This is a genomic window from Butyrivibrio sp. AE3006 (genome assembly GCF_000424165.1).
GTDB lineage: Bacteria > Bacillota > Clostridia > Lachnospirales > Lachnospiraceae > Butyrivibrio.
This window is the reverse complement of sequence record NZ_AUJJ01000008.1, coordinates 57041-81289: the sequence shown is the minus strand read 5'-3', so window position 1 is coordinate 81289 and position 24249 is coordinate 57041. Positions and strand designations below refer to the sequence as shown.

Annotated in this window: 20 protein-coding genes and 1 other RNA gene; 4 read left to right on the top strand and 17 right to left on the bottom strand. The window is 43.5% G+C overall.

What is annotated here, in order from left to right; translation table 11 throughout:
• Window positions 1–143: 143 nt before the first annotated feature.
• Both G603_RS0104715 and G603_RS19240 read right to left on the bottom strand, forming a co-directional pair.
• Entirely contained in the window at window positions 144–1130 is a 987-nt protein-coding gene (locus G603_RS0104715; RefSeq protein WP_026669468.1) for an AIR synthase-related protein, read from the bottom strand.
• 12 nt (window positions 1131–1142) lie between these two features.
• Complete coding sequence (locus G603_RS19240) at window positions 1143–2801, bottom strand: VanW family protein (protein WP_081669822.1); 1659 nt, start codon at window positions 2799–2801, stop codon at window positions 1143–1145.
• A gap of 187 nt (window positions 2802–2988) precedes the next feature.
• Here G603_RS19240 and G603_RS0104700 point away from each other — a divergent pair, with 187 nt between their 5' ends.
• Complete coding sequence (locus tag G603_RS0104700; protein ID WP_026669467.1) at window positions 2989–3609, top strand: hypothetical protein; 621 nt, start codon at window positions 2989–2991, stop codon at window positions 3607–3609.
• Window positions 3610–3620: 11 nt separating this feature from the next.
• On the opposite strand, the gene G603_RS0104695 is transcribed toward G603_RS0104700, so the two are convergent.
• The 3 genes from G603_RS0104695 to G603_RS21315 all read right to left on the bottom strand — a co-directional run bounded on the left by G603_RS0104695 (window position 3621) and on the right by G603_RS21315 (window position 7505).
• Entirely contained in the window at window positions 3621–4784 is a 1164-nt protein-coding gene (locus tag G603_RS0104695) for a galactokinase (protein ID WP_026669466.1), read from the bottom strand.
• Window positions 4785–4851: 67 nt separating this feature from the next.
• The gene (locus G603_RS0104690; RefSeq protein WP_026523731.1) at window positions 4852–6018 is read right to left on the bottom strand and encodes a toxic anion resistance protein; all 1167 of its coding nucleotides are present in this window, start codon (window positions 6016–6018) and stop codon (window positions 4852–4854) included.
• 104 nt (window positions 6019–6122) lie between these two features.
• A complete protein-coding gene (locus G603_RS21315) occupies window positions 6123–7505 on the bottom strand; it encodes a 5-bromo-4-chloroindolyl phosphate hydrolysis family protein (protein WP_051207470.1) in 1383 nt (460 codons plus the stop codon).
• A 214-nt stretch (window positions 7506–7719) separates the two neighbouring features.
• Between G603_RS21315 and G603_RS0104680 the strand changes: the two genes are divergently transcribed.
• Window positions 7720–9195 (top strand): nicotinate phosphoribosyltransferase, encoded by a 1476-nt coding sequence (locus G603_RS0104680; protein WP_026669465.1) that lies wholly within the window; start codon window positions 7720–7722, stop codon window positions 9193–9195.
• A gap of 170 nt (window positions 9196–9365) precedes the next feature.
• Here the strand turns inward: G603_RS0104680 and ffs are convergent.
• Window positions 9366–9465, bottom strand: an RNA gene (ffs, locus tag G603_RS21890) — signal recognition particle sRNA small type.
• 113 nt (window positions 9466–9578) lie between these two features.
• On the opposite strand from ffs, the gene tadA reads away from it, so the two are divergent.
• Both tadA and G603_RS0104670 read left to right on the top strand, forming a co-directional pair.
• Window positions 9579–10136 carry a tRNA adenosine(34) deaminase TadA gene (gene tadA / locus G603_RS0104675; RefSeq protein ID WP_051207468.1) on the top strand — a complete coding sequence of 186 codons (558 nt, stop codon included), beginning with the start codon at window positions 9579–9581 and terminating at the stop codon, window positions 10134–10136.
• A 33-nt stretch (window positions 10137–10169) separates the two neighbouring features.
• Window positions 10170–11132, top strand: coding sequence for a radical SAM protein (locus G603_RS0104670; RefSeq protein ID WP_155832613.1), 963 nt, complete (start codon window positions 10170–10172; stop codon window positions 11130–11132).
• Between the two features lie 59 nt (window positions 11133–11191).
• Here the strand turns inward: G603_RS0104670 and G603_RS0104665 are convergent, their stop codons facing one another.
• The 11 genes from G603_RS0104665 to G603_RS0104615 all read right to left on the bottom strand — a co-directional run bounded on the left by G603_RS0104665 (window position 11192) and on the right by G603_RS0104615 (window position 24226).
• Window positions 11192–12283 carry a PucR family transcriptional regulator gene (locus G603_RS0104665; protein WP_026669462.1) on the bottom strand — a complete coding sequence of 364 codons (1092 nt, stop codon included), beginning with the start codon at window positions 12281–12283 and terminating at the stop codon, window positions 11192–11194.
• A 341-nt stretch (window positions 12284–12624) separates the two neighbouring features.
• On the bottom strand, window positions 12625–13734 hold the full coding sequence (locus G603_RS0104660; protein ID WP_026496236.1) for an ABC transporter ATP-binding protein: 1110 nt from the start codon (window positions 13732–13734) through the stop codon (window positions 12625–12627).
• 235 nt (window positions 13735–13969) lie between these two features.
• Window positions 13970–14683, bottom strand: coding sequence for a YesL family protein (locus tag G603_RS19230; protein ID WP_051207466.1), 714 nt, complete (start codon window positions 14681–14683; stop codon window positions 13970–13972).
• An 88-nt stretch (window positions 14684–14771) separates the two neighbouring features.
• Window positions 14772–15707: an alpha/beta fold hydrolase gene (locus tag G603_RS0104650; protein WP_026669461.1), complete on the bottom strand. Its 936-nt coding sequence runs from the start codon at window positions 15705–15707 to the stop codon at window positions 14772–14774.
• 134 nt (window positions 15708–15841) lie between these two features.
• Complete coding sequence (gene metG / locus G603_RS0104645) at window positions 15842–17896, bottom strand: methionine--tRNA ligase (protein WP_026669460.1); 2055 nt, start codon at window positions 17894–17896, stop codon at window positions 15842–15844.
• Window positions 17897–18036: 140 nt separating this feature from the next.
• The gene (locus G603_RS0104640) at window positions 18037–18912 is read right to left on the bottom strand and encodes a methionyl aminopeptidase (protein WP_026669459.1); all 876 of its coding nucleotides are present in this window, start codon (window positions 18910–18912) and stop codon (window positions 18037–18039) included.
• 199 nt (window positions 18913–19111) lie between these two features.
• The gene (gene rpe, locus G603_RS0104635; protein WP_026669458.1) at window positions 19112–19765 is read right to left on the bottom strand and encodes a ribulose-phosphate 3-epimerase; all 654 of its coding nucleotides are present in this window, start codon (window positions 19763–19765) and stop codon (window positions 19112–19114) included.
• Window positions 19766–19902: 137 nt separating this feature from the next.
• Entirely contained in the window at window positions 19903–20844 is a 942-nt protein-coding gene (locus tag G603_RS0104630; RefSeq protein WP_026496241.1) for a transketolase family protein, read from the bottom strand.
• A 16-nt stretch (window positions 20845–20860) separates the two neighbouring features.
• Window positions 20861–21694 (bottom strand): transketolase, encoded by an 834-nt coding sequence (locus tag G603_RS0104625; RefSeq protein WP_026496242.1) that lies wholly within the window; start codon window positions 21692–21694, stop codon window positions 20861–20863.
• 116 nt (window positions 21695–21810) lie between these two features.
• Entirely contained in the window at window positions 21811–22506 is a 696-nt protein-coding gene (locus tag G603_RS0104620; RefSeq protein ID WP_026669457.1) for an L-ribulose-5-phosphate 4-epimerase, read from the bottom strand.
• A gap of 124 nt (window positions 22507–22630) precedes the next feature.
• Window positions 22631–24226, bottom strand: a complete 1596-nt coding sequence (locus G603_RS0104615; RefSeq protein ID WP_026669456.1) for a xylulokinase — start codon at window positions 24224–24226, stop codon at window positions 22631–22633.
• Window positions 24227–24249 lie beyond the last annotated feature (23 nt).

Here is a 24249-nt window from a genome sequence, read left to right as displayed (position 1 = left end):
CACCGGTGCGCCTTTGCAACATCCGGCGACGACTGTGTGAAAAATACACAAAGTGAATATCATGCGCACAGCCCATACGTTTCCTATTTTACCATAAAGCGGATGTATAGCATACCTCCCCGACTTTCAATGGTATCCGCATATTAAATTCTTCGTAATTCATCTACTCTAAGTAGCTCATCCGCGGCAGGTTTATCCAAAAAACGCTTCTCACCATCGTTTATGATAAGGCGATCATTCCCTTCACAGACTCTTCCTATTATTGCTGCAGGAATTCCCGCATCCTCTAGCCTTCTCATGGCGATTTCTTCTTCATCAGTTATGAAAAGAAGAGATCCGTTGGAAGAAAGCTCGTAGGGATTGACCATAAGACAGTTGGTGACTTCAATGATCTCCTGTCTCATGGGGATATCTTTTAAATTAACCTGAAAACCGCATCCTGCCTTAGTGCCCAGTTCCCAAAGAGCCGCAAAAATACCGCCTGATGACACATCATGTATAAATGAAGCCTTAATATCCCCGGCTATAAGCGCTTCATCCTTCACTGAAATATATTTCTTAAGACCTGATGTCTCTGAAATAATGTATTCAGGAAGTCGCTCCTTAAGCCTGTCATGGCACTCATCTGCAAGAATCGCACTGCCCTCAATGCCTGCCCACTTGGTCATGATGATGGCATCACCGGCTTTGGCCTTCCGGAGATGATTATTAATAGAAGCTGCATCTCTACCGGTGCCCGAAATCACTGCGCTTACAAGAGGCCTTGTGAGGGCATCCGTAACCTCTGTGTGACCTCCTCTTATTGAAATGCCAAGTTCATCAGCTGCCCTTTTGCAATCCCTTGATATCTGCTTAAGCTCACTCTCCTCTGCTTCTGCCGGCAGCATAATATTTATCATGGCCATTTGAGGAGTGATACCGTCTGCATAAAGGTTATTTATTGCATTATATACAGCATAGTATCCAACATTTTGGACAGGTGCCGTAATGGTACTGATGGCACTTGCCAGGATTTCTTCGCCATCTATAGAATAAGCGCAGTTTGAAACTGCGCTTTTCTTATTTTTATCTCTTATAAGCTTTAATACGGATCTGTTAAGTATGCTTTCTGTAGCCTTACCTATTCTCATTCCTTATCTCCATCAGCCTTCCGGTGTCTCTACAGGAACCTCTGTCGTTACTGCTTCCGGATCCGCTTCTGCGGGTGCCTCTGCAGGTGCTTCCGCCGGAGCTTCTGCAGGAGTCTCACCTGCTGCCGCTGCTGCCTGCTGAGCCGCAAGCTGTGCTTCTGCTCCTGCCGCTGCTGCCGCAGCTGCTGCCTGAGCTGCCTCTACATCAGCACCTTCTGTTGCCTGCGCTGCCTGAACCGCTGCAATGGCACCTGCCACTGCGTTAACCTGATTGATATCGCCTGTAGCAATCGCTGTAGCTATCTGCGCTGCTGCAGTAGGATCACCGGTAGCTGTTCCAACTGTAACGATCTTGGGAACCATCTTATAATTACTGGTGTTGATAACTTCTCTTCCTGTCTCCACGCCATCTTCATAAGTGATCTTCCAAAGCTGAGCCTTATAACCTATATGAGCTGCCTGTGAAGAAATGGACCCGATGGGCTGACTTGCATCCGCAACAATCTGATCAGCGCCTGCAGGTATTGTCTCAAGGACTTCGCTCTTATACTCAACCTTGTGTGAAGAAGGTCTTGTCTCAACGCCGTATATGGTAAATGTAATATGCTTGTCTGAAGTAGTACTTCCTTCTATATAAATAGGATATTCCGAGCTGTTAACAAACTTAAAGTTCTTACCGCCTGACTCCGCAATAGCAGCGTCCATTGAAGGCTCAACATAATTGATGATCATAGAATGATTATGTCTCTCAGTAACTTCAAGCTCTGCCTTCAGAACTGCGTTATAAAGTGTGGTCGATACCTGGCAGATTCCGCCGCCTACACTCTCTACAACAAGGCCGTTAAGATATGAGCCTGCAGGAAAATATCCATTTTCCTCTGTAAAAGGTGTGATCGTATCAAGTACAGAGAATTCCTCACCGGGATATATAGTCTTTCCATTAATAAGTGAGCATCCGTTTGCCACGTTAGCGCTTCTTGCCGAGCCGGAGGTTTTGTAGCTTGTAGTATATGTGCCAAGTACATCACCGACTTTGCTAAGTGCCTCATAGCTTCCAAGAGGAGCATCCTCTTCGATTGCTATATCTATCTCGCCATCCTCGTGATTCCACTCGTTCTGAATATAATTTTTAATATTTGCAAGTGAGCTCTTCTCATCAAGGATATATCCAACCTGACCATCTGATACCACAAATCCCGAATCAGTCTTGGTCAGTGTGTAATTTACCTTGGATACATTGAAAGATGCACAGTCAACATCAAGAATCTGATAAATAGCATCATCATTAAAAGAGTACTGGATATCATAGCGATGACCGTTATTCTGAATATCCTTCATGGCCTTATAGCGCTGAATGATATTACCTTCTTTTCCAAGGCCGTAAGCTTCATCCACAACCTCAGGGTTCGCAAAACCAATCCCAAAGGCACTTGCCTGAACTGTCACTCTCTGGGTCTCATCCTTACCCTTCAGAGTGATATTTTTCTGCCCAATCTCTTCGATGTAGGAATTTACTGCAGCAGTGGCCTCTTCTTTGGTCATTCCGGATACATCAACATCACCTATGAAGATTCCATTTGCGATTGTATCAGAAGAAGCCTTTGCACTTCCCATTGGAACAAAAAGTGCAAAAGCTAACACCATTACAAAGCCATAAATAAATTTTTTCATAACTTCTCCATTTCGCCTCTATCCGGTATGTGCTATTATCAGAATGAAAGCGCACTACTTGCAAGAGGAATAACGAGTGCAAGGATAAGTACGATAATAATAATTGCTGAAATAAGCTTTTTATTTTTACCGGAATTAAAAAACTTTAACATAATTTATCTCCTCATTTTCTGAAAGGATATTATATATGAAGATGCCTTTTTTTACAAGCTTTATACTGCTGGTTCTGATCACGCAGATCGCCATCAGAAGAACCAGTTATAAGATAGAATCCAAGGAAGCTGACTTCTGGGAAAAGGAGCGTAAAGCGAATTTCACAAGAAGAAAACCACTTGATAATCTTAATTATATAAAGATTCCTATAGAAGCTCTTCCCTTCGGAGCGCTTGATGATGATGAATCCAGGTACTGCGAGAAGGTCATCAAATCCCTAGCAGATCAAAAGATCGTTAATCTTACAGGCTTTACCAATACGGACCTTAAACTTGAATACGGAGCTCCAAACATTACAGAGCTGACGAGATACGATCAGAATTACACAACCCTTGTTACAAACCTGCAAAAATGGGGCAAGCTCCTGTATGATGCAGAATTATATAAGGAAGCAACTACTGTTCTTGAATTCGCAACGGACACCGGAACCGATGTGACTGCCACTTATAAGCTTTTAACCGATCTGTATCAGAATAAGCTTGAGCTGTCAGATTCAGAGAGAAAAGAAAAAATCTCTGCTCTTTTACCTGTGGCAGAGGAGCTTCGTTCTCTTAGCAAAGACCAAATTAAAAGACTCCTTACAGAATCTCTGTAAGGAGTTTCTTTTTAGAGTATTGTCGGGCCATCACCGATTTCTACAGTGTAGAAGGCAGCTTCATATCCGATCTTATCAAGATACGCTTTTCCAACCTTCTCTTTGAATTCTTCAACTGCTTCGTCCTTAACAATAGAAACTGTGCAGCCGCCAAATCCGCCGCCTGTCATACGTGAACCGATGACACCGGGTATCTTCCATGCTTCCTCAGCAAGGGTATCAAGCTCAATGCCTGTAACATCATAGTCATCACGAAGTGATACGTGAGATTCATTCATAAGCTGACCAAATTTTGTAAGATCTCCTGCCTTAAGAGCTGCTACAGCATCAATTGTGCGCTGGTTCTCATATACCGCATGCTTAGCCTTGATCCTGCGATCATCATCCTTGATGGCATCCTTATGTGCCTCAAATTCCTCAGGTGAAAGATCTCCCAGTCCCTTTATATCGCATACTGTCTGAAGCTCTGAAAGTGCCTTCTCGCAGGCGCTTCTTCTAGCATTGTACTGAGAATCAGTGAGCTTATGCTTCTTATTGGTATTTGCTATTATAATCTTGGCACCCTTAAGGCTTATGGGTGCATATTCAAATGAAAGATCAGCTGTATCAAGGAAAATAGCATTGTCCTCTTTACCCATAGCTACTGCAAACTGATCCATGATACCACAGTTGCAACCGTTGAAGTTGTTCTCGGAATACTGTCCTATAAGAGCAAGGTCCTGATTGGTTACATCAAAGCCGTAAAGGTCTCTTAAGATAAAGCCTGTAAGAACCTCTAAGGATGCTGATGATGAAAGGCCTGATCCGTTGGGAATATTTCCATAGATGCAAAGGTCAAAACCTGTATCAAGCTTAAGACCTCTCTGCTCAAAAGCCCAAACCACACCTACAGGATAAGCTGTCCAGCCTGCCTTCTTTGAACTCTCGATATCGTCAAGTGAGCCTTCGATTACCTTTGAGTTCTCAAAGTTCATTGAAAAGAAACGCATTTTTCTGTCATTTCTCTTGGCTGCTGCTCCGTAAGTACCGATAGTAAGTGCACAGGGGAAAACGTGACCTCCGTTGTAATCGGTATGCTCGCCGATAAGATTAACTCTTCCGGGTGCAAAGTATGCCTTAACGCCTTCTGTCTCCCCGAATACCTTGCCAAAACCGGCAAGGACTTCTTCCTTCATTTTCTGTTCCATTGTAAAAACACCTTCCTAATATTGCCTAAATTTATGCGCTTTGCGCCTTATTATGTCAGTTCTTTGATGCCTGAAGAAGCTTTTCACGAAGCTGTCCTTCGATCTGAGTAAGCTCAGCTTCTGCTGCCTTACGCTTCTCCTTACCCTCTGTCTGAATCTTCATAACTTCATCAAGAGTAGTGATGAGAGTCTCATTGGTGTGCTTAAGGGTCTCGATATCTACGATACCTCTCTCAGATTCCTTAGCTGCCTCAATAGATGCAACCTTAAGAGCATCGGCATTCTTTCTAAGAAGCTCGTTTGTCATGTTGTTAACTTCACGCTCTGCCTTAGCAGCTTGTGCTGAGTGCTCGATACCGATAGCGATAACCATCTGGTTCTTCCAAAGCGGAATAGTGTTAACAAGTGTGGACTGGATCTTCTCAGCCATTGTGGTGTCAGCGCTCTGTACCATACGGATCTGAGGACCTGTCTGCATAGCGATTGTACGTGTAAGCTCAAGGTCATAGATCTTCTTCTCAAATCTGTCGCAAAGAGATGCAAGATCTCTTGCTGCCTGAGCATCTTCAGGAAGTCCTGACTGCTCTGCCTTCTTCTGAGCTTCAACAAGATCAGTAGCTCGAACCTGCTCAAGCTTCTTCTTACCTGCAATGATGTACATTGAAAGCTCTTTGTAATAGTTGAGATTCAGATCATACATATTATCGAGAACCGCAACGTCCTTCATGAGCTGCTGCTCATGACGCTCAAGCTCGCGGCTGATGGTCTCAACGTTTGTCTCAACCTTGGCATATTTTGCCTTCATAACGTTGAGCTTGTTTGATCCCTTTTTGAAAAGAGCGATGATTCCCTTCTCATCCTCTTCAACATCAAAGTTCTTAAGCTCAGTAACAAGACCGGCGATCATGTCACCTACCTGTCCCATGTCCTTTGTGCGAACATTGTCGATGGCCTTCTCTGAGAAATCTGCCATCTTCTTCTGAGTACCTGCGCCGTAGTTCATTACAGCCTGAGAATTCTTAAGATCGATCTGATCTACAAAAGCATCTACCTGCTTCATCTCTTCTTCACTGAGGTTAGCTTCTTTTGCCATAGCCTCAATAGGTGATACAGGTGCTGCCTGTGCCTCTGCTGCGGCCGGTGCCGGTGCGGGCTCCTCTGCTGCTGCCCCAAATGATAATGTCGGTGCCGAGTTCTCAAACTCTTTGAATTCGTCTGCCATTTATAAATCCTCCTCCATAAACAATATTTTTTTCTGACCGAATCCGTTCGGATACGGGGTCCGTAACTCGCTGCTTCGCAACTTCGAACGGTCCCCAGCTCCCCTTAGAATTTTAATTCTACTTTTGTCTGTTCCTGTGCCGCAGGTGCTACTGCCTGCGCTGTCTGTGCAGCTTGAGCCATGGCTGTCTCCATCTGCATGGTTGATGCAGGTGCTGCCTTGGCTGCTGCCATAGGAGCTGCCTGAGCTGCTGTAGCTGTCTGCGCTACCGGAGTCTCTGATCCGGAATTCTGCAAAGCGCTTCTAAGACCGTCCTCTGTAAGACCATCCTGTGCCATCATTGTCTTCATAACAGATATGTCTGATGAAATATCCCATGCCATATCCTGGAAAAGACTATCCAGCAAATTCTCAAAAGCACTGTTTATAACATCTATCGCATCCTCAATCTCTCGCTTTGTCTGAGCTATGTTGTTACCAACCTCAGGCTGCTTATCAAGATCAACGTATGCGTTTAGAAGCTTTGTAGTGGTGGGCAGATAATAATTCATGAATTTCCTGAGATCATCTGCGCACTCAGGCTGTTTCTCAACCTGTGAGAAAATCCTGCTCATAATATTTTCAAGCTGATAGAGCTTAGAACTCATCTCATCGCCGGGTATTGCTTCATTTATTTTCCTGATCTGATTAAGGTAATCGTTACCTTCCTTCATGATTCCGGAAAGTCCGCCATCTGCAGGCTGCTCTGTCTGATTCCTCTGAAGTGAACCCTGCATCTCTTCCTGTCTCTGTCTGCGTTCTCTCTCCTGTCTGTCCACCTCAGCATTGAGATATCTGTCATAAGCTCTCTGTGTAAGCATTACAGTGGTCTCAGCGCTGTCGAGACGGGCCTGAGGAAGGAAGCCTTTTTTCATCATGTTCTTTATATTCTTAAGAACTGAATCTGACATCTCTCCTGCTGCAACCGCAAGATCTCGTACTGCAAAATACTCTGAATTACCAAGGATGTTACCGTATTTTTTATATGCCTTGGCAAGCTTATTATCCTTAACACCTCTGGAAATAAGAAAAACATTAAGAGCTGTAAGAAGAGCGAATACCAAAAAAGGAATAAAAGTGCTCTCGACGTTCAGCAGCGCTCCAAGCATGAACAGAAGTCCCCATGTTCCAAAGAAAAATGAGCCTATGGAACCGGCAATTATCTTACCTATGCCCTTGGACTTTGAAGCCATTGATGAAAAGAACGGTGTACTGAAAACACGTCCACGCATTGGAACTACTTTTCCGCTTGAATATGTAACTGTCCTCGGAGCAGAAGCTCTGCCCTGGAAGTTCTGGCCCTGATTCTCTGTTGCCTTCCTGACTGCGTCCTGAACCTGGACTCTGATCGTATCCCCAAGACTGCTATAATCTCCGGTACTTATGGCCTTATTGACCTCTTTAACTATCTCATTACCGGTATTTAGTAAGTTATCGTATTCTCCCATATCAAAACCTCATGATTAATCAGACTAAACCACTATCTGACATTATATCAAAAGCCTATTAATTTTAATATAACTACAATGAAAAAACAATGACAGTTAATGCATTCTGGTAGTATTATTGTATTTGGATATTTTATCCGAAAAATCAAATTAAAAAAGGATTTGCGAATATCACATCAAAATCTTAAGATGCATTTCGCAAACGGGGGTAATTATGGACAGACAGAATCTGACTCTACTCACTGACCTGTACGAACTCACAATGATGCAGGGCTACTTCAAGAACAAGTCTCAGAACGAGACTGTTATCTTTGATGCTTTTTTCAGAAACAATCCCTTTGGCGGCGGCTATTCAATCATGGCCGGTTTAGAGCAGCTTATCAAATATATTAAGGAGCTTCACTTCGATGATGAGGATATCGAATATCTTAGAAGTGTTGGTATTTTTGATGAAGATTTCCTGGACTACTTAAGAGATTTCAAGTTCAGCGGAGATATTTATTCAATTCCCGAGGGAACAATCATTTTCCCCAGAGAGCCCCTTGTAAAGGTTATAGCTCCCATCATGGAAGCTCAGCTCATTGAGACCGCTATCCTTAACATAATAAATCACCAGTCACTTATCGCCACAAAGTCAGCACGTATCTGCTATGCTGCACAGGGCGACGGAATAATGGAATTTGGTTTAAGACGCGCACAGGGTCCCGATGCAGGTACCTATGGCGCAAGAGCTGCAGTTATCGGCGGATGCGTTGGAACAAGTAACGTTCTTTGCGGTCAGCTTTTTGATGTTCCGGTTAAAGGAACACACGCTCACAGCTGGATCATGAGTTTCCCTGATGAGTACACAGCATTTAAGACTTATGCAAAGCTTTATCCTTCAGCATGTATCCTTCTTGTTGACACCTATGACACATTAAAATCAGGTGTACCCAATGCTATCAGAGTATTTAAGGAGATGAAGGAAGAGGGAATCGACCTTAGCTTCTACGGAATCCGTCTCGACAGCGGCGACCTTGCTTATCTTTCAAAGGAAGCAAGAAAAATGCTGGATGAAGCAGGCTTCCCTGATGCTGTTATCTCTGCATCCAATGACCTTGATGAGTATCTTATCACTTCACTTAAGACTCAGGGCGCAGCAATCACATCCTGGGGCGTAGGTACTCACCTTATCACAGCTAAGGATAATCCGTCATTTGGCGGCGTTTATAAGCTTGCTGCAGTTATGGGTGAAGATGGCAATTTTGAGCCCAAGATCAAGCTTTCAGAGAATTCCGAGAAGATCACAAATCCCGGTAACAAGAAGATCTACAGAGTTTATGAGAAGGCAAACGGCAAGGTTAAGGCTGACCTCATCTGTCTTGAGCACGAGACATTTACCGAGGATAAGCAGCTTCTCCTCTTCGATCCCCTTGAGCCCTGGAAAAAGACACTTCTTCCCGCAGGTTCATTTACTCTTCGCGAGATCATGGTTCCTATTTTCAAAAATGGTGAATGTGTATATGAATCTCCCAAGACAATGGATATTCGTAAGTACTGCCTCGAGGAGCAGGAAACCTTATGGGATGCCACAAGACGTCTTTTCAATCCTCACTCAGTGCATGTAGATCTCTCCAAGAGACTCTATGATACAAAGATGAAGCTTCTCGATCAGATGAGTGGCGTCGACATGACAGACGTAGAAAGATAAATCGGAGCAGGATTGTCAAATAATAGAATCGAATTTCGCTTGCGAAATTCGTGCGCGCGAGTGGTATTGCGCAGCAATAAATTTCATCTCCGTTCGCTGCGCATCCTCACGGATTGTTTCCATAAAGGCTTGTCCTTTAAGAAAAACGATCCTGTAAAGGATGCATGCGGCGAACCCAGGCTACCTTACAACACATGAGAAATTCCTCTTAGTGCTGCTTCGTTCCCGACCTGACACGGTTCGTGGGTTCTCATTGCATAAGACCCAAATCCGCACGGATGCATGCACCCATTACAAGACCGTCATTTTTAAATAATACGCAAACCTTACCCGATTGTCAATTATTTATGTTGAATCCGGGTATGTTACAGGAGCAATTCTTTATGGCTGATAAGAACCTCTCTGATGAACTTCTCAGAGAAAAGCTTGATAAAAAGTACATGAAAGCTGCCCTTGCCCAGGCAAGAAAGGCTATAGAACTTGGTGAAGTGCCAATCGGCTGCGTCATCGTCTATGAAGGCAAGATCATTGGCCGCGGCTACAACAGGCGAAACACCGATAAATCCGTACTTTGTCACGCTGAGATAACAGCCATAAAAAAGGCTTGCAAGAAAATGGGGGACTGGAGACTTGAGGACTGTACCCTATATGTTACATTAGAACCCTGTCAGATGTGCGCAGGCGCAATTGTTCAGTCCCGAATCCCCAGAGTTGTTATGGGCGCATTGAGTCCCAAGGCAGGCTCAGGCGGAACTGTCATTAATATTCTTGATAACCCGGAGTTTAACCACCAGGTTGAGATCACAAAGGGCGTCCTCGAGGAAGATTGCAGTGCTATCCTTAAGGAATTTTTCACTGAGCTCAGGAAAAGAAACAAAGCTGAAAAAGAAGCCAAAAAGGCTGCTATGGCTTTAGAAGAATCTGAAAGCTCCGATCTCTGATCATTTTCACAAATTTCTGAGGTACATCTCTTAATGTCAGATATTCTCTCACTTGAAAACTGCATACTATGTCCAAGAAAATGCGGCGTGAACAGAGCTGCCGGCATAAAGGGCTACTGCGGTCAGGGCGGCGTCCTTACTGCAGCAAGAGCCTACCTTCATATGTGGGAAGAGCCCTGCATTTCAGGCACGAACGGGTCAGGTACAGTATTTTTCTCAGGTTGCAACATGCGATGTGTCTTTTGTCAAAACAGCGAGATTGCATCAGGCGGCGTTTCAAAGGAGATTTCCACAGACCGCTTAGCTGAGATTTTCTTAGAGCTTCAGGATAAAAAGGCTTCCAATATAAATCTCGTGACACCCACGCATTTTGTGCCTCTTATAATACCCGCGCTGGAAAAAGCAAAATCGCAAGGGCTGTCCATTCCTATTGTCTATAACACAAGCGCCTATGAAAATGTAGAGACAATAAAGGCTCTCGAGGGCCTTATCGATATCTATCTGCCAGATTGCAAATATTACTCCGACGAACTGGCTATAAGATACAGTCATGCTCCTTCGTATTTTAAGGTCTCCATGGCTGCAATATCCGAGATGCTCAGGCAGGTTGGAGAACCATTATTTAACGAAGGTTTGGGAGCTTTTGCCTATAATGATCTTATGGAAAACAGCGAAGATGATTACTGTGGTCCTCTTATGAAATCAGGAGTCATTGTGCGACATCTGATGCTTCCGGGGCAACTGGAAGATTCCATGAATGTGGTAAGAGAGCTTTTATGCACGTTCTCGGACAGGGTATATCTAAGCATCATGAATCAGTTTACGCCCCACGGCGATCTGTCTGAATTCCCGGAGCTTCTTTCCGGCGTAAATGAGGAAGATTATGATAAGCTTATTGATTACTGCATAGATCTTGGAATAGAAAATGGATTTTTCCAGGGAATCGGCACGGATTCAGAAAGCTTTATACCAGCCTTTGATTTTGAAGGAATTTAAAACGCCAGATAGCTAAAGGTTGCTATCTGGCGAATTTTTTATAAAGTCATATGCTAATCTTAGAAATCACTTTTATCTACATATCTCATGTAGTTTAGAACCATCATTGCGATCTTAAAGGTAAGAGCTTCATCAAAGGTTCTTACATCAAGGCCTGTTGCCTTCTGCAGCTTCTCAATTCTGTAAACAAGAGTATTTCTGTGTACAAAGAGCTGTCTTGAAGTCTCTGATACGTTAAGGTTGTTCTCAAAAAACTTGTTAACGGTGTTAAGTGTCTCTTCGTCAAGATTCTCAGGGACCACTCTGTCACCGAATATCTCATCGATGAAAATCCTGCAGAGGTTGATAGGAAGCTGATAAATAAGTCTGCCTATTCCAAGGGTATTATATGCTGTCACATGTCTCTCAGCGTAGAAGATTTTTCCTACATCAAGAGCCATCTTAGCTTCTTTATAGGATTTACTGAGGTCCTTGATCTCCCCAACTATTGTGCCGTAGGATACGCGAACATCAAGCATAGCCTCGGTGTTCATCATGTCTACAATAGTATTAGCTATATCATCAATATCCTCGTAGCTCTCACCTGCTTTTACAGATTTTACAAGGATAACGCTGTTTTCATCAACTGCTGTTACATAATCTCCTGCCTGAGATGTGAACATGCTGGACAAAAGCTCTGCTGCGCCGCTGTCTCTCTCTGCCCTTGTCTCAACAAGAATGATTACTCTTGGCACATTTACATCAATTCTGAGCTTCTTTGCACGGTTGTAGATATCGATAAGAAGGAGATTGTCCAAAAGAAGATTCTGGAAAAAGTTGTTTCTGTCGTATTTTTCCTTATAGGCGATTATAAGGTTCTGAAGCTGGCTTACGCAGATTTTTCCTACCATGTAAGCATCTTCGCCCTGACCTGACGCGATAAGGATATATAGAAGCTCGCCCTCATCAAAAATCTTAAGGAGATGAACTCCGCCTATAACCTGGGAATCAACGGCAGAACTTGCAAAATCCGAGATAAAAGCGCTGTCAAATGAAGGCGCCTCAGCTGTAGCAGCAACAATTTTACCCTTTAAGTCCAGGACGCTTAGCTGAACTCTGGTTATTGCTGATAATTCGTCAATACTGGTCTGTACAATCTGAGCTGAAATCATGATATCTCTGCCTCCGTGAATTTTATATAATGATGTAGGTGTCAAAAGTAAATTTTGACACCATATGATATACGAATTGCTCCGTTTCTTCGAAACTCTCGCAATTCTACAAATATTCGGAAACCGCTAATTTACTGCGTAAATTGCTAATTCCTCATATTTGTTCGGGTCATAAAGTCAAAATGCTTAACATGCAAGCATGTACGCATTTTTGACTTTTGACACCTATATCATATAATTAATTCTAAAATAATTTTAGCACGTTGTATATAGAAAAAAAGCTGTGCCTTACGAATTTACGTAAAGCACAGCTTATTATTCTTGCATATCATTCGTATCGATTAGTTGGTAATAACCTTCTCTGTCTCTTTGTCGAATACATGAATCTTCTCAACATCGAAAGCAAACTTAACCTTATCGCCAGGTCTTGCTGTTGTACGAGAATCAACTCTAGCTGTTACAGGGAAGCCTGCAAGATCAAAGTACAGATAAACTTCTGCACCAAGAAGCTCGTATACGTTGATTGTTGACTCGAATACAGCCTTAGATGTGCTAACAACCATCTCAGAATCATCAACATCCTCAGGACGGATACCGAATGTTACAGTCTTTCCAGCGTAACCACCATCGATAACCTTCTTAGCCTTTGCCGGAGGAAGCTCGATTGACTGGCCAGCGATCTTGAGGCAAGCCTTGTCGCCTGATACTTCTACTTCTGCATCAAGGAAGTTCATCTGAGGTGATCCCATGAATCCAGCAACGAAGAGGTTGCAAGGCTTATCATAGAGGTTCTGAGGTGTATCTACCTGCTGAACAACACCGTCCTTCATAACAACGATTCTTGTACCAAGTGTCATAGCCTCGGTCTGATCGTGTGTAACGTAGATGATTGTGGTACCAAGTCTCTGGTGAAGCTTAGCGATCTCTGTTCTCATCTGAACACGGAGCTTAGCATCGAGGTTGGAAAGAGGCTCATCCATAAGGAATACCTTAGGATTACGAACGATAGCACGTCCCATAGCAACACGCTGTCTCTGTCCACCTGAAAGAGCCTTAGGCTTACGATCAAGAAGGTTTGTAAGGTCGAGGATCTTAGCTGCATCCTTAACCATCTTATCGATCTCCTGCTTCGGAACTTTACGAAGCTTAAGACCAAATGCCATGTTATCATAAACTGTCATGTGAGGATAAAGAGCGTAGTTCTGGAATACCATTGCGATATCTCTGTCCTTAGGCTCTACATCGTTAACTACACGGTCACCAATTTTAAGTGTACCGGAAGAGATGTCCTCAAGACCTGCGATCATACGAAGTGTTGTTGACTTACCACATCCTGAAGGTCCTACGAAGATGATGAACTCCTTATCCTGGATATCAAGATTGAAATTCTTAACAGCTTCGAAACCGTTAGGATAAACTTTGCATACATTTTCAAGTGTTAAACTTGCCATTTTTAGTTTCCCTCCTATTTCTCAAAAAAAGAGCTTTCCGCTCCTGACAAATAAAAGTATAGCCAAAGCACTATGCTTTGGCTATGCAACAATTATACAAAGATTTGACCATTCGTTGTAAGAATTGCCATTTAATAATTTTTTTATAAATTGGTCAGGAATTATTGCACAAAGAAATTAAAATCTTATGTACAATGTGACAAATCACCTTAAATCCTGCTTGAATTATTGGCTTTTATTTCCTGTCTCTGGCTTCCTGCATGCGCTTGATTGCTGCCTGAAGTTCTTCGTCATCTTCGTCATTCACAGGCTCTTTGGCCTCTTCCTCTTCTACCTTGGGCTCAAATCTCTTGAAAAGTCCGTTGTACATAAGCGCCATAAGAAATGAAGGTCCTGTTACTCCAAAAAGGATGAGAATAGGAAGGATCTGCATATCAAAAAAGTAAAGCAGCACAATAGGAATAAGTGAAACAAGTGTCATTCCAACTGTTCTCGGAAGACCAAGTATGGCAAACATCACTGAATTCTTCAGAGTGCGCTTGATTGGATTATCGAATCTTGACTGCAGCGGGAATATGTAAAGTGAAACCATATAAAGCAGGATGCTGACACCAAACATTATATAGGTATAAGCAGCCGGAACCTTATCAGCGTTGTAATATATCCATGCAAAGTCCACACCGATAATAGCGCCTACAACAAAAACGATGATCCACAAAACAGTGGCCTGCTTAAAGTTCAACTTAAAGGATTTCCAGAAGCCCTTTATAATGTAGCTCTCTTCATCTCTTACCATTTTAAGAAGCACATAGTGCATTCCTGTAAGAGCAGCGCCGCCTGTAAAAGGAACAACTAAAAAGAATAATACGACAAGATTGAGCAGCATAAGATCTGCGATTTTGTTAAGTGCCCTCATAAAAGGACTGTCTAAGTCAAATAATTTTCCCATTATAAATAACTCCTATATCAAGAAACTACTAAAAATGCCTGAGCACAATACATAATATCATGCTCAGGCATATAAATCATTAAATATTTTATCCGATGGTCTTCTTGATCCATGCAAGCTGATCAGCAAATACTGTCTCTCTGCCGATTTCCTGCTGAAGCTCATGTCTCATTCCGTCGTAGAGTTTAAGTTCGACATTGGTAAGGCCTATCTGCTCTGTCCATACCTTGTAAAGCTGCTCAACACCGGAACCATACTCACCAACGGGATCTTCTTTTCCTGCTGTGAGAAGGATAGGAAGCTTCTTGGGAATATCTTCCATTTTACCAGTATCCTGAACTCTTGAAAGAAGCTCAAACAGTGTCTCAAAGCCGTTAACTGTGAATACAAAATTATCTCTGGGATCATTTATGTATTTATTGATACTCTCTTCATTGTGTGAGAGCCAGTCAAACTTGGTCTTGGGACTGGATATACGACTAAGGTATCCCTTAAATGCTGTGTTATTAAGGAATCCTGATCTGTGCTTTTCACCAAGCATAGCGCCGATGAAAGCAGCCATTCCCTTGCCGGCCTTGATTGTGCCTATAGACATATAGCCTGTTCCCTGAATGATGGCACCCTGAATACCTGTGCCGTATCTTGTAAGATACTCTCTGGCAACAAAGGATCCAAAGCTATGTCCCATAAGGATTACCGGGATGCCGGGATAATCTTCCTGAGTCATCTTCTTAAGTCTGTGTGCATCTCTAAGAAGCACTGTGGCAGGATCATTCTTACAAAAATATCCGTAAGGAACTCTCTCTGAAACAGATCCGCCATGGCCAAGATGATCATTACCGATTACGAGAATGCCATTGTCTGCCATATATCTTGCAAATTCATCATAGCGGTCTATAAACTCCTGCATACCATGAATTATCTGCAATATTGCGATCGGCTTCTCCTCAGGAATCCATCTTATTGCATGAATCGTGGTTTCACGGTCTCTTGATTTGTAGGTAAGCTCCTCTTTTCGTGCCATAATAACCCCCTTAATAGTAATGCCAAAATTTTCAATACCATCCACTTTTTTGACAGTTTTTCTAAATACTATTTTACCACAATTTCGTAATGTGCATTCTTAAAAATTCGTAAATTATGTCACAAAATAATTATTTATGCTATCTCAGCACCCGAAGGCATTGCCTTCTCGGGAGTCATAAGTGCAAGATTGCCTTCTGCATCCTCTGCACAAAGAAGCATTCCCTCTGATTTAACGCCTGCAAGCATAGCGGGTTTGAGGTTTACAAGAACCATTACCTTCTTACCAACCATCTCCTCGGGAGTATAGTATTTGCGGATTCCTGATACGATCTGCTTAACCTGACTTCCGATCTTAACCTGTGAGCAAAGAAGCTTTTTGGACTTCGGAACTGCTTCACATGCGATGATCTCACCAACCTGGAACTGAAGCTTCATGAAATCATCAAAAGTGATCTCATCCTTTGCGGGAATATCGATACCTTCGGAAGCGCCTTCCTCTGCTGCGCTGTCAGCACCGCCAATCACGATAGCGTTTGCTTCTCTGAGCATTCCAGCCTTTGTGAGGTTTTCTTTTGCTTTCTTCTGAGACTCGATATAATCTGCCTTCTGCTTCTCTGTGATCTTTGCTGCTTCTGCAAGAACCTCGTTGAGATCCTTTCTTGCAAAGCACTGCTCAGGTGCATCTGTCACCTTCGTGCCGCTCTCGTACTTACCAAACTCAGAGAGTGTATCGAAATCACGGCTCTTTGTATTAAGCATGTTGAAGATCTTCTCAGCAGTTCTGGGCATGAAGGGTTCAAGAAGACTTGTGCCGATTGTAATACCTTCTACAAGGTTGTAAAGAACGGTTGCAAGTCTGTCTGACTGTGCCTCGTCCTTTGCCAGGTTCCAGGGCTCAGTCTCATCAATATATTTGTTGCAGCGCTTAAATACTGTGAAAATCTCGGTAAGAGCATCAGCTACGCGAAGCTCATCCATCTTTTTCTCAACCTTTACATAAGCACCTGTGCAAACAGCCTTGAGATCTGCATCTACGCCGCCTTCAACGCCCTTATCGGCTACTACGCCACCAAAGTACTTGTTGGACATAGCAATTGTACGGTTTACAAGGTTACCGAGGGTATTAGCAAGGTCAGAGTTGTATCTTTCAACCATGAGTTCCCAAGAAATAACACCATCATTATCATAAGGCATCTCGTGAAGCACGAAATACTTAACAGGATCTACATCAAAGATACTTACAAGGTCATCAGCATAGATAACGTTACCCTTGGACTTACTCATCTTCTCGCCGCCCTGAAGGAGCCAGGGATGTCCGAAAATCTGCTTCGGAAGAGGCTCGCCAAGGGCAAGAAGGAAAATAGGCCAATAGATTGTATGGAATCTGATAATATCCTTACCGATAAGGTGAAGGTCCGCAGGCCACCACTTTTTGTAGGACTCACTGCTGTTATCTACATCAAAACCGATACCTGTTATATAGTTTGAAAGTGCATCAAGCCATACATAAACAACATGCTTCTCATCAAAGGTTACAGGAATTCCCCACTTAAATGAGGTTCTTGATACGCAAAGATCCTGAAGACCGGGAAGAAGGAAATTGTTCATCATCTCGTTCTTACGAGAAACAGGTTGAATGAATTCAGGATGACTGTTGATGTGATCAATAAGCTGCTGTGCATACTTACTCATTTTGAAGAAATATGCTTCCTCTTCAGCGGGATGTACATCTGATCCGCACTCAGGACATTTTCCGTCCACAAGCTGAGACTCTGTATAGAATGCCTCACACTCTGTACAGTACATTCCCTTGTAGGAACCCTTGTAGATATCGCCCTGATCATAGAACTTCTTGAAAATCTTCTGAACCTGCTGTACATGGTCCTCGTCTGTTGTACGGATGAAACGGTCATAGGAAGTATCCATCATATCCCAAAGGCCCTTGATAACGCCTGCCACATCGTCTACAAATGCCTTAGGGCTATCAAATCCTGCCTCAATAGCTCTTGTCTCGATTTTCTGGCCATGCTCATCAGAACCAGTCTGGAAATGAACATCATAACCATCTTTTCTCTTGTATCTGGCAATTGCATCTGCAAGGACTATCTCATAGCTGTTTCCGATATGAGGTTTTCCTGATGTATAGGCAATTGCCGTTGTTATATAATATTTACCTTTGTTCTGCATTATATCTCCTTCTCCCTCATCCGGCACTTCGTGCCACCTTCCCCCTAAAGGGGGAAGGCATCAAATGAGGTGATATATATTTTTGTTTTTTGCCTTCTCCCTTCCAGGGAGAAGGTGTCAGCGAAGCTGACAGATGAGGGTTACCAGCAAAGAAGCTCGCAGCCGTCTTCTGTGACCAGAAGCTCTACTTCCCACTGAGCTGACGGTGCACCGTCTTCTGTGTAAACTGTCCAGTCATTCTCTTCATCAACAAAGATTCTGTCAGTTCCCATATTGATCATGGGCTCAATCGTAAATACCATGCCGGGTACCATGAGCATCTCAGTGCCGGGCTTACTTACGAAGCTTACAAAAGGCTCCTCATGGAATTCATTGCCGCATCCGTGTCCGCCAATCTCGCGAACCACTGTATAGCCATGCTTAAGCGCATGCTGGTGTACTGCATCACCCATATCTCCTAAGGGAGTCCAGGGCTTTACAGCTTTAATACCTATCTCCATAGCTTCCTTGGTCACATCAACCAGCTTCTTCCACTCAGGATCCACATCACCGATGCAGAACATTCGGGAAGAATCTGCATAGTAGCCATTTAATATAGTAGAACAATCAACATTAATAATGTCGCCATCCTTAAGAATATCGTCTTTGGAAGGTATGCCGTGGCAAACCATGTCATTAATGGATGTGCAGACACTTTTGGGGAAGCCCTCATAATTAAGAGGTGCTGCTATTCCGCCCATTTTCTTTGTAACATCTGCTACGATGTCATCAATATCCTGAGTTGACATTCCTGCCTTGATTTTGTCAGCAACTTCGTCAAGACATGCCATATTAATCTTGGCGCTCTCTTTGATTCCAAGGATATCTTTTTCTGTTTTAATAAGTGATCTCTTCGGGACGATATGTCCCATTCGCTCGTAACCTATGATCTTATCATCAAAGGCCTCGTGGCAGCTCTTATACTTCTTACCGCTGCCGCACCAGCAAGGTGCATTTCTTTCAATTTTCTTGTACATCTTCTGCCTTTCTTTAGCCAAAAACTTCTTTGTATAGTCAGAAATCCATACCTACAGCTAGTTAGCCAATTTCTAGTATGCCTTTTTGCGCCGCTATTGTCAACAAAAGCCACCTTATGGCATAAAAAACGGCAGCATCTCTGCCACCGCTTCCTGTTAGTAATCTCCAATTTGTTAAAACCTGATATATCCGTAAATATCACTTTGAGAGCTTTTCCATTAAAAGCTTTGTATTCTCAGTTATATCACCGTTAAATACCGCAGAGCCGGCTACAATTACGTTGGCGCCTGCCTCTAAGGGAATATGAACATTGTCAATTGTAACGCCGCCGTCTATCTCAACATCTGTTGAAAGTCCTGCGTCAGTGATAAGTTTTCTCACTTCAGTTATTTTGGCTGTGCATTCATCCATGTATTTCTGTCCGCCAAATCCCGGTTCAACTGTCATGACAAGAACCATATCCACGTGCTCAAGATAAGGCTTTAATGCATCCACCGGTGTCTTTGGTTTTATGGAAATACCTGCCTTTTTACCACAGCTCTTTATTTTCTCTATTACTTCTCTTGGGTCTGATGCAGCTTCAAGATGAAAAGTTATGATATCCGCTCCTGCTTTGGCAAATTCCTCAATGTATCTGATGGGTTCCTCTATCATAAGGTGTACATCATATACCTGATTTGATGCCTTGCGAATAGACTTTAAAACAGGAAGTCCAAAGGATATGGAAGGAACAAATATGCCGTCCATTACATCAAAGTGAAGGTACTTTGCGCCTGCTGCCTCTGTTTCCTTGATCTGCTCTCCAAGGATAGTAAAATCTGCTGATAAAATTGATGGTGCAAGAATGTTCATATTTCTCTGATTCCTTTTTATATTTCTTTAGTTCGCTTAAGTAATATATTATTTCTGTCAAAATTCAATATTTAAAAAATTGAACAGCCCACATATATCACATATGTGGGCTGAGAGTCAAATCATTATTGCATAAATTACTTAAGGAATTCCTTAACTGAGTTGTATACACCCTCACCATCGAGACCATACTTCTTAACAAGATCTCCTGCACTTCCGGACTCACCATAGCGATCCTGCATACCGATCTTCTTAACAACTGTAGGGCACTCTTCTGAAAGTACATCACATACAGCACTTCCAAGACCGCCGATTACGGAATGCTCTTCAACTGTAACAACCTTGCCTGTCTTCTTTGCAGTTGCTACAACAAGCTCTCTGTCGATGGGCTTGATTGTGCAGATGTTTACAACCTCTGCGCTGATGCCGTCTGCAGCAAGCTTTTCAGCTGCTTCAAGAGCAGAACCAACACCGATACCTGTAGCGATGATGGATACATCTGTTCCCTCACGGAGAACTGTTCCCTTACCAAGTTCAAACTTGTAATCAGGTCTGTCATTAACTACAGGACAAGCTGCACGTCCAAAACGGATGTAAACAGGGCCCTCGTGCTCAGCTGCTGCGCGTACGCAAGCTCTTGCCTCGATATCATCTGCAGGGCACATAACTACCATTCCGGGAATTGTGCGCATAAGAGCAAGGTCCTCATTACACTGGTGGCTTGCTCCGTCCTCACCTACTGTGATACCGGCATGTGTTCCGCCGATTTTAACGTTGAGATGGGGATATCCGATTGAATTACGAACCTGCTCGAAAGCACGTCCTGTTGCAAACATAGCAAATGTGCTGACAAAAGGAATCTTACCTGTTGTTGCAAGACCTGCAGCGATACCCATCATGTTGCACTCTGCAATACCGCAGTCGATATGTCTCTCAGGAAACTCCTTTTTAAACCAGCCTGTTCTTGTTGCTGCAGCAAGGTCAGCATCGAGAACTACAACCTTATCATTAACCTTAGCCAGCTCGATAAGCTCTTTACCATAGCTGTCTCTGGTAGCAATTTTCTTAACTTCGCTCATTTTGTAACCTCCACTTTTATGCTTCTAATGCTTCGCCAATCTTATTAAGATCTTCCATTGCCTGTGCGTACTCTTCATCGTTAGGTGCAACACCGTGCCATGAAACCTGGTTCTCCATGAAGGATACACCCTTACCCTTTATGGAATGAGCAATGATAGCTGTGGGCTGACCCTTAGTCTCTCTTGCTTCCTTGAAGGCTGCTCTGATCGCATCAAAATCATGAGCATCAATATTGATTACATGGAAGTTAAATGCCTCAAACTTCTTGTCGATGGGATAAGGTGAGCAAACCTGATCAATAGGTCCGTCAATCTGAAGGCCGTTGTTATCAACGATGACTACAAGGTTATCAAGCTTACGGAAGCCTGCAAACATAGCTGCCTCCCATACCTGACCCTCTTCGATCTCACCATCACCAAGGAGTGTGTAAGTTCTGAAATCCTTATTATCAAGCTTTGCAGAAAGTGCCATACCGCATGCTACTGAAATACCCTGTCCAAGTGAACCTGAAGACATATCAAGTCCAGGAAGGTACTGCATGCTGGGATGTCCCTGAAGTCTTGATCCAAGCTTACGAAGAGTTGTAAGCTCCTCAACAGGGAAATAACCACGCTGAGCCATTACTGAGTAAAGGCCGGGTGCTGTATGTCCTTTGGAAAGAACAAAACGATCACGATTCTCAGCCTTAGGATCCTTGGGATCGATGTTCATCTCCTCAAAATACAGATATGTATAGATATCTGCTGCTGAAAGTGATCCGCCGGGATGTCCTGCTTTTGCTGCATGAACAGCCGTAACAATGCCCTTGCGGACTTCGTTTGCAATTTTCTGCAATTCTTTATTTGTCATAATTCCTCCACTTCCTTTGCTTTAATAGCGCGAAAAATCTTCACATAAAATTTAGCACACTTAGAAATATGCGTCTATCGTATTTTTTGCGGTATTTTTAATAAATTGTGCGGTTCTCAGCGCTGACCATAATACGCATTAGCGCCGTGTTTTCTGTAGTAGTGCTTATCCTGAAGCTCCTGAGGTGCGGGCATTACTCTGGGATTGATAACCTCGCATCTGTATGCCATCTTGGCAACCTCTTCTGTTACTACTGCGTTATGAACGGCTTCATGAGCATCCTTACCCCATGAGAATACGCCGTGGTTCTTGCAAAGAACTGCAGGAACAGCAACAGGGTCTTTTCCCATGGCATTAAACTCATTTACGATAAGATGACCTGTGTTCTCCTCATAGGCATCCTCTATCTCTTCCTTGGTAAGACATCTTACGCAGGGAATCTCGCCATAAAAATAATCTGCATGGGTTGTGCCGTAGCAGGGAATGGATCTTCCTGCCTGAGCCCAGCTTGTGGCATAGGATGAATGTGTGTGAACAACGCCGCCCACTTCTTTAAATGCCTTGTAAATCTCTACGTGAGTAGGTGTGTCGGAAGAGGGATTAAGCTTTCCCTCAACCTTATTACCATCAAGATCCATAACAACCATATCGTCGGGAGTCATGGTCTCATAGTCTACGCCGCTTGGCTTAATTACGAAAAGCCCTGATTCTCTGTCAATCTCACTGACATTGCCCCATGTGAAGGTTACAAGTCCATACTTGGGAAGCAGAATATTGGCTTCGTATACTTTCTGTTTAAGTTCTTCTAACATGATTTGCTCCTTTTCTACCCTCATCCGTCGCCTACGGCGCCACCTTCTCCCAAGGGAGAAGGCTCATAATTTTGCCTTCCCCCTCTGGGGGGAAGGTGGCACGAAGTGCCGGATGAGGGGCACATTACTTCAATGTATCAACAGCAGCTCTCTCGATTGCGAGACCTGCATTGTAATCCTTCATGAACTCATCAAAGCCCTTAACGTCATCAGCAACAGGCTCGCAGGTCTCAACCTTGCCATCCTTAAATACCTTGTTGTTAAGGTAGTTCTCAAGAGTCTCTCCATCTTCCTTATTCAGCATGAAGCCTGCAAGGATTGCCTGACCCCAAGGGCCGCCTTCTCCTGCTGTCTCCATAAGCTTAATGGGTGTATCGAGGGCTGCTGCCATTACTCTGTCACCAACGCCTCTGATCTTGAAGAATCCGCCCTGGCCGAAGAAGAAGTCAGCTTTTACATTCTCTTCCTTCATAAGGATATCGTTACCAACCTTAAGAGCACCAAGTGCTGTGTAAAGGTGTGTTCTCATGAAGTTGGCAAGATTCATCTTTGCATCAGGTCTTCTTACGAAAAGAGGTCTTCCTTCGTTGAAGCCTGTAATGCTCTCACCTGAGAAATAGTTATATGCAAGAAGTCCGCCGCAATCTGCGTCGCCTTCCATAGCTTTTCTGTAAAGTGTTCCGTAAAGTGTATCATCATCAACATCAGCGCCGACAGCCTGCGCAAACTCTCTGAAAAGGCCCACATAAGCGTTGAGGTCAGATGTGCAGTTGTTGCAGTGAACCATAGCAACCTGCTCACCTGAAGGTGTTGTAACAAGGTCAAGCTCAGGATATGCCTTTGAAAGGTCATGCTCAAGAACAACCATTGAAAATACTGATGTTCCTGCTGAGATGTTACCTGTTCTTACGCCAACTGAGTTTGTGGCAACCATGCCGGTTCCTGCATCGCCCTCGGGAGGACATACAGGGATACCTGCCTGAAGTGTTCCTGTAGGATCAAGCTTCTTAGCACCTTCTGCTGTAAGCTTTCCTGCATCAGCACCTGCGGGAAGAGACTTAGGAATAATGTTGCGAAGCTTGAATGAAAAGCCCTTCTCCTCTGTAAGCTTATCGAACTGAGCAACCATCTTCTCGTTATAATCACAAGTTGCTGAATCGATAGGGAACATACCTGAAGCATCACCTACGCCAAGAACCTTCTCGCCTGTAAGCTGCCAGTGAATGTAACCTGCAAGGGTTGTAAAGAAATCTACCTTGCTAACGTGCTCCTCGCCGTTAAGCATTGCCTGATAGAGATGAGCGATACTCCAACGCTGAGGAATGTGATAACCAAAGAGCTCTGTAAGCTCATCGGAAGCCTTCTCTGTAATTGTGTTTCTCCATGTGCGGAAAGGAACAAGAAGTTCTCCATCCTTATCAAATGCCATATAGCCATGCATCATAGCTGAAAAGCCCATGGCACCTACCTTAGTAAGTTTCTCCCCATACTGCTTCTCAACGTCCTTTGCAAGGTTTGCGTAGCAGTCCTGAAGTCCACCCCAAATATCCTCAAGGGTATAAGTCCAGATTCCGTTATCAAGTCTGTTCTCCCAGCTGTGAGAACCCTGTGCTATCGGATTGTTATCCATATCTGTAAGCACAGCCTTAATTCTGGTGGAACCAAATTCGATTCCGAGTAAAGTTTTGCCTTCAGCGATAAAACTTTTTGCATCTCCCATTTAAATGCACCTTCCCTTCTGTG

Bases quoted from the DNA above. Each gene is read 5' to 3' on its own strand.
- G603_RS0104715 (WP_026669468.1), bottom strand. From the start codon at position 1,130: ATGAGAATAGGTAAGGCTACAGAAAGCATACTTAACAGATCCGTATTA.
- G603_RS19240 (WP_081669822.1), bottom strand. From the start codon at position 2,801: ATGAAAAAATTTATTTATGGCTTTGTAATGGTGTTAGCTTTTGCACTT.
- G603_RS0104700 (WP_026669467.1), top strand. From the start codon at position 2,989: ATGAAGATGCCTTTTTTTACAAGCTTTATACTGCTGGTTCTGATCACG.
- G603_RS0104695 (WP_026669466.1), bottom strand. From the start codon at position 4,784: ATGAAGGAAGAAGTCCTTGCCGGTTTTGGCAAGGTATTCGGGGAGACA.
- G603_RS0104690 (WP_026523731.1), bottom strand. From the start codon at position 6,018: ATGGCAGACGAATTCAAAGAGTTTGAGAACTCGGCACCGACATTATCA.
- G603_RS21315 (WP_051207470.1), bottom strand. From the start codon at position 7,505: ATGGGAGAATACGATAACTTACTAAATACCGGTAATGAGATAGTTAAA.
- G603_RS0104680 (WP_026669465.1), top strand. From the start codon at position 7,720: ATGGACAGACAGAATCTGACTCTACTCACTGACCTGTACGAACTCACA.
- tadA (WP_051207468.1), top strand. From the start codon at position 9,579: ATGGCTGATAAGAACCTCTCTGATGAACTTCTCAGAGAAAAGCTTGAT.
- G603_RS0104670 (WP_155832613.1), top strand. From the start codon at position 10,170: ATGTCAGATATTCTCTCACTTGAAAACTGCATACTATGTCCAAGAAAA.
- G603_RS0104665 (WP_026669462.1), bottom strand. From the start codon at position 12,283: ATGATTTCAGCTCAGATTGTACAGACCAGTATTGACGAATTATCAGCA.
- G603_RS0104660 (WP_026496236.1), bottom strand. From the start codon at position 13,734: ATGGCAAGTTTAACACTTGAAAATGTATGCAAAGTTTATCCTAACGGT.
- G603_RS19230 (WP_051207466.1), bottom strand. From the start codon at position 14,683: ATGGGAAAATTATTTGACTTAGACAGTCCTTTTATGAGGGCACTTAAC.
- G603_RS0104650 (WP_026669461.1), bottom strand. From the start codon at position 15,707: ATGGCACGAAAAGAGGAGCTTACCTACAAATCAAGAGACCGTGAAACC.
- metG (WP_026669460.1), bottom strand. From the start codon at position 17,896: ATGCAGAACAAAGGTAAATATTATATAACAACGGCAATTGCCTATACA.
- G603_RS0104640 (WP_026669459.1), bottom strand. From the start codon at position 18,912: ATGTACAAGAAAATTGAAAGAAATGCACCTTGCTGGTGCGGCAGCGGT.
- rpe (WP_026669458.1), bottom strand. From the start codon at position 19,765: ATGAACATTCTTGCACCATCAATTTTATCAGCAGATTTTACTATCCTT.
- G603_RS0104630 (WP_026496241.1), bottom strand. From the start codon at position 20,844: ATGAGCGAAGTTAAGAAAATTGCTACCAGAGACAGCTATGGTAAAGAG.
- G603_RS0104625 (WP_026496242.1), bottom strand. From the start codon at position 21,694: ATGACAAATAAAGAATTGCAGAAAATTGCAAACGAAGTCCGCAAGGGC.
- G603_RS0104620 (WP_026669457.1), bottom strand. From the start codon at position 22,506: ATGTTAGAAGAACTTAAACAGAAAGTATACGAAGCCAATATTCTGCTT.
- G603_RS0104615 (WP_026669456.1), bottom strand. From the start codon at position 24,226: ATGGGAGATGCAAAAAGTTTTATCGCTGAAGGCAAAACTTTACTCGGA.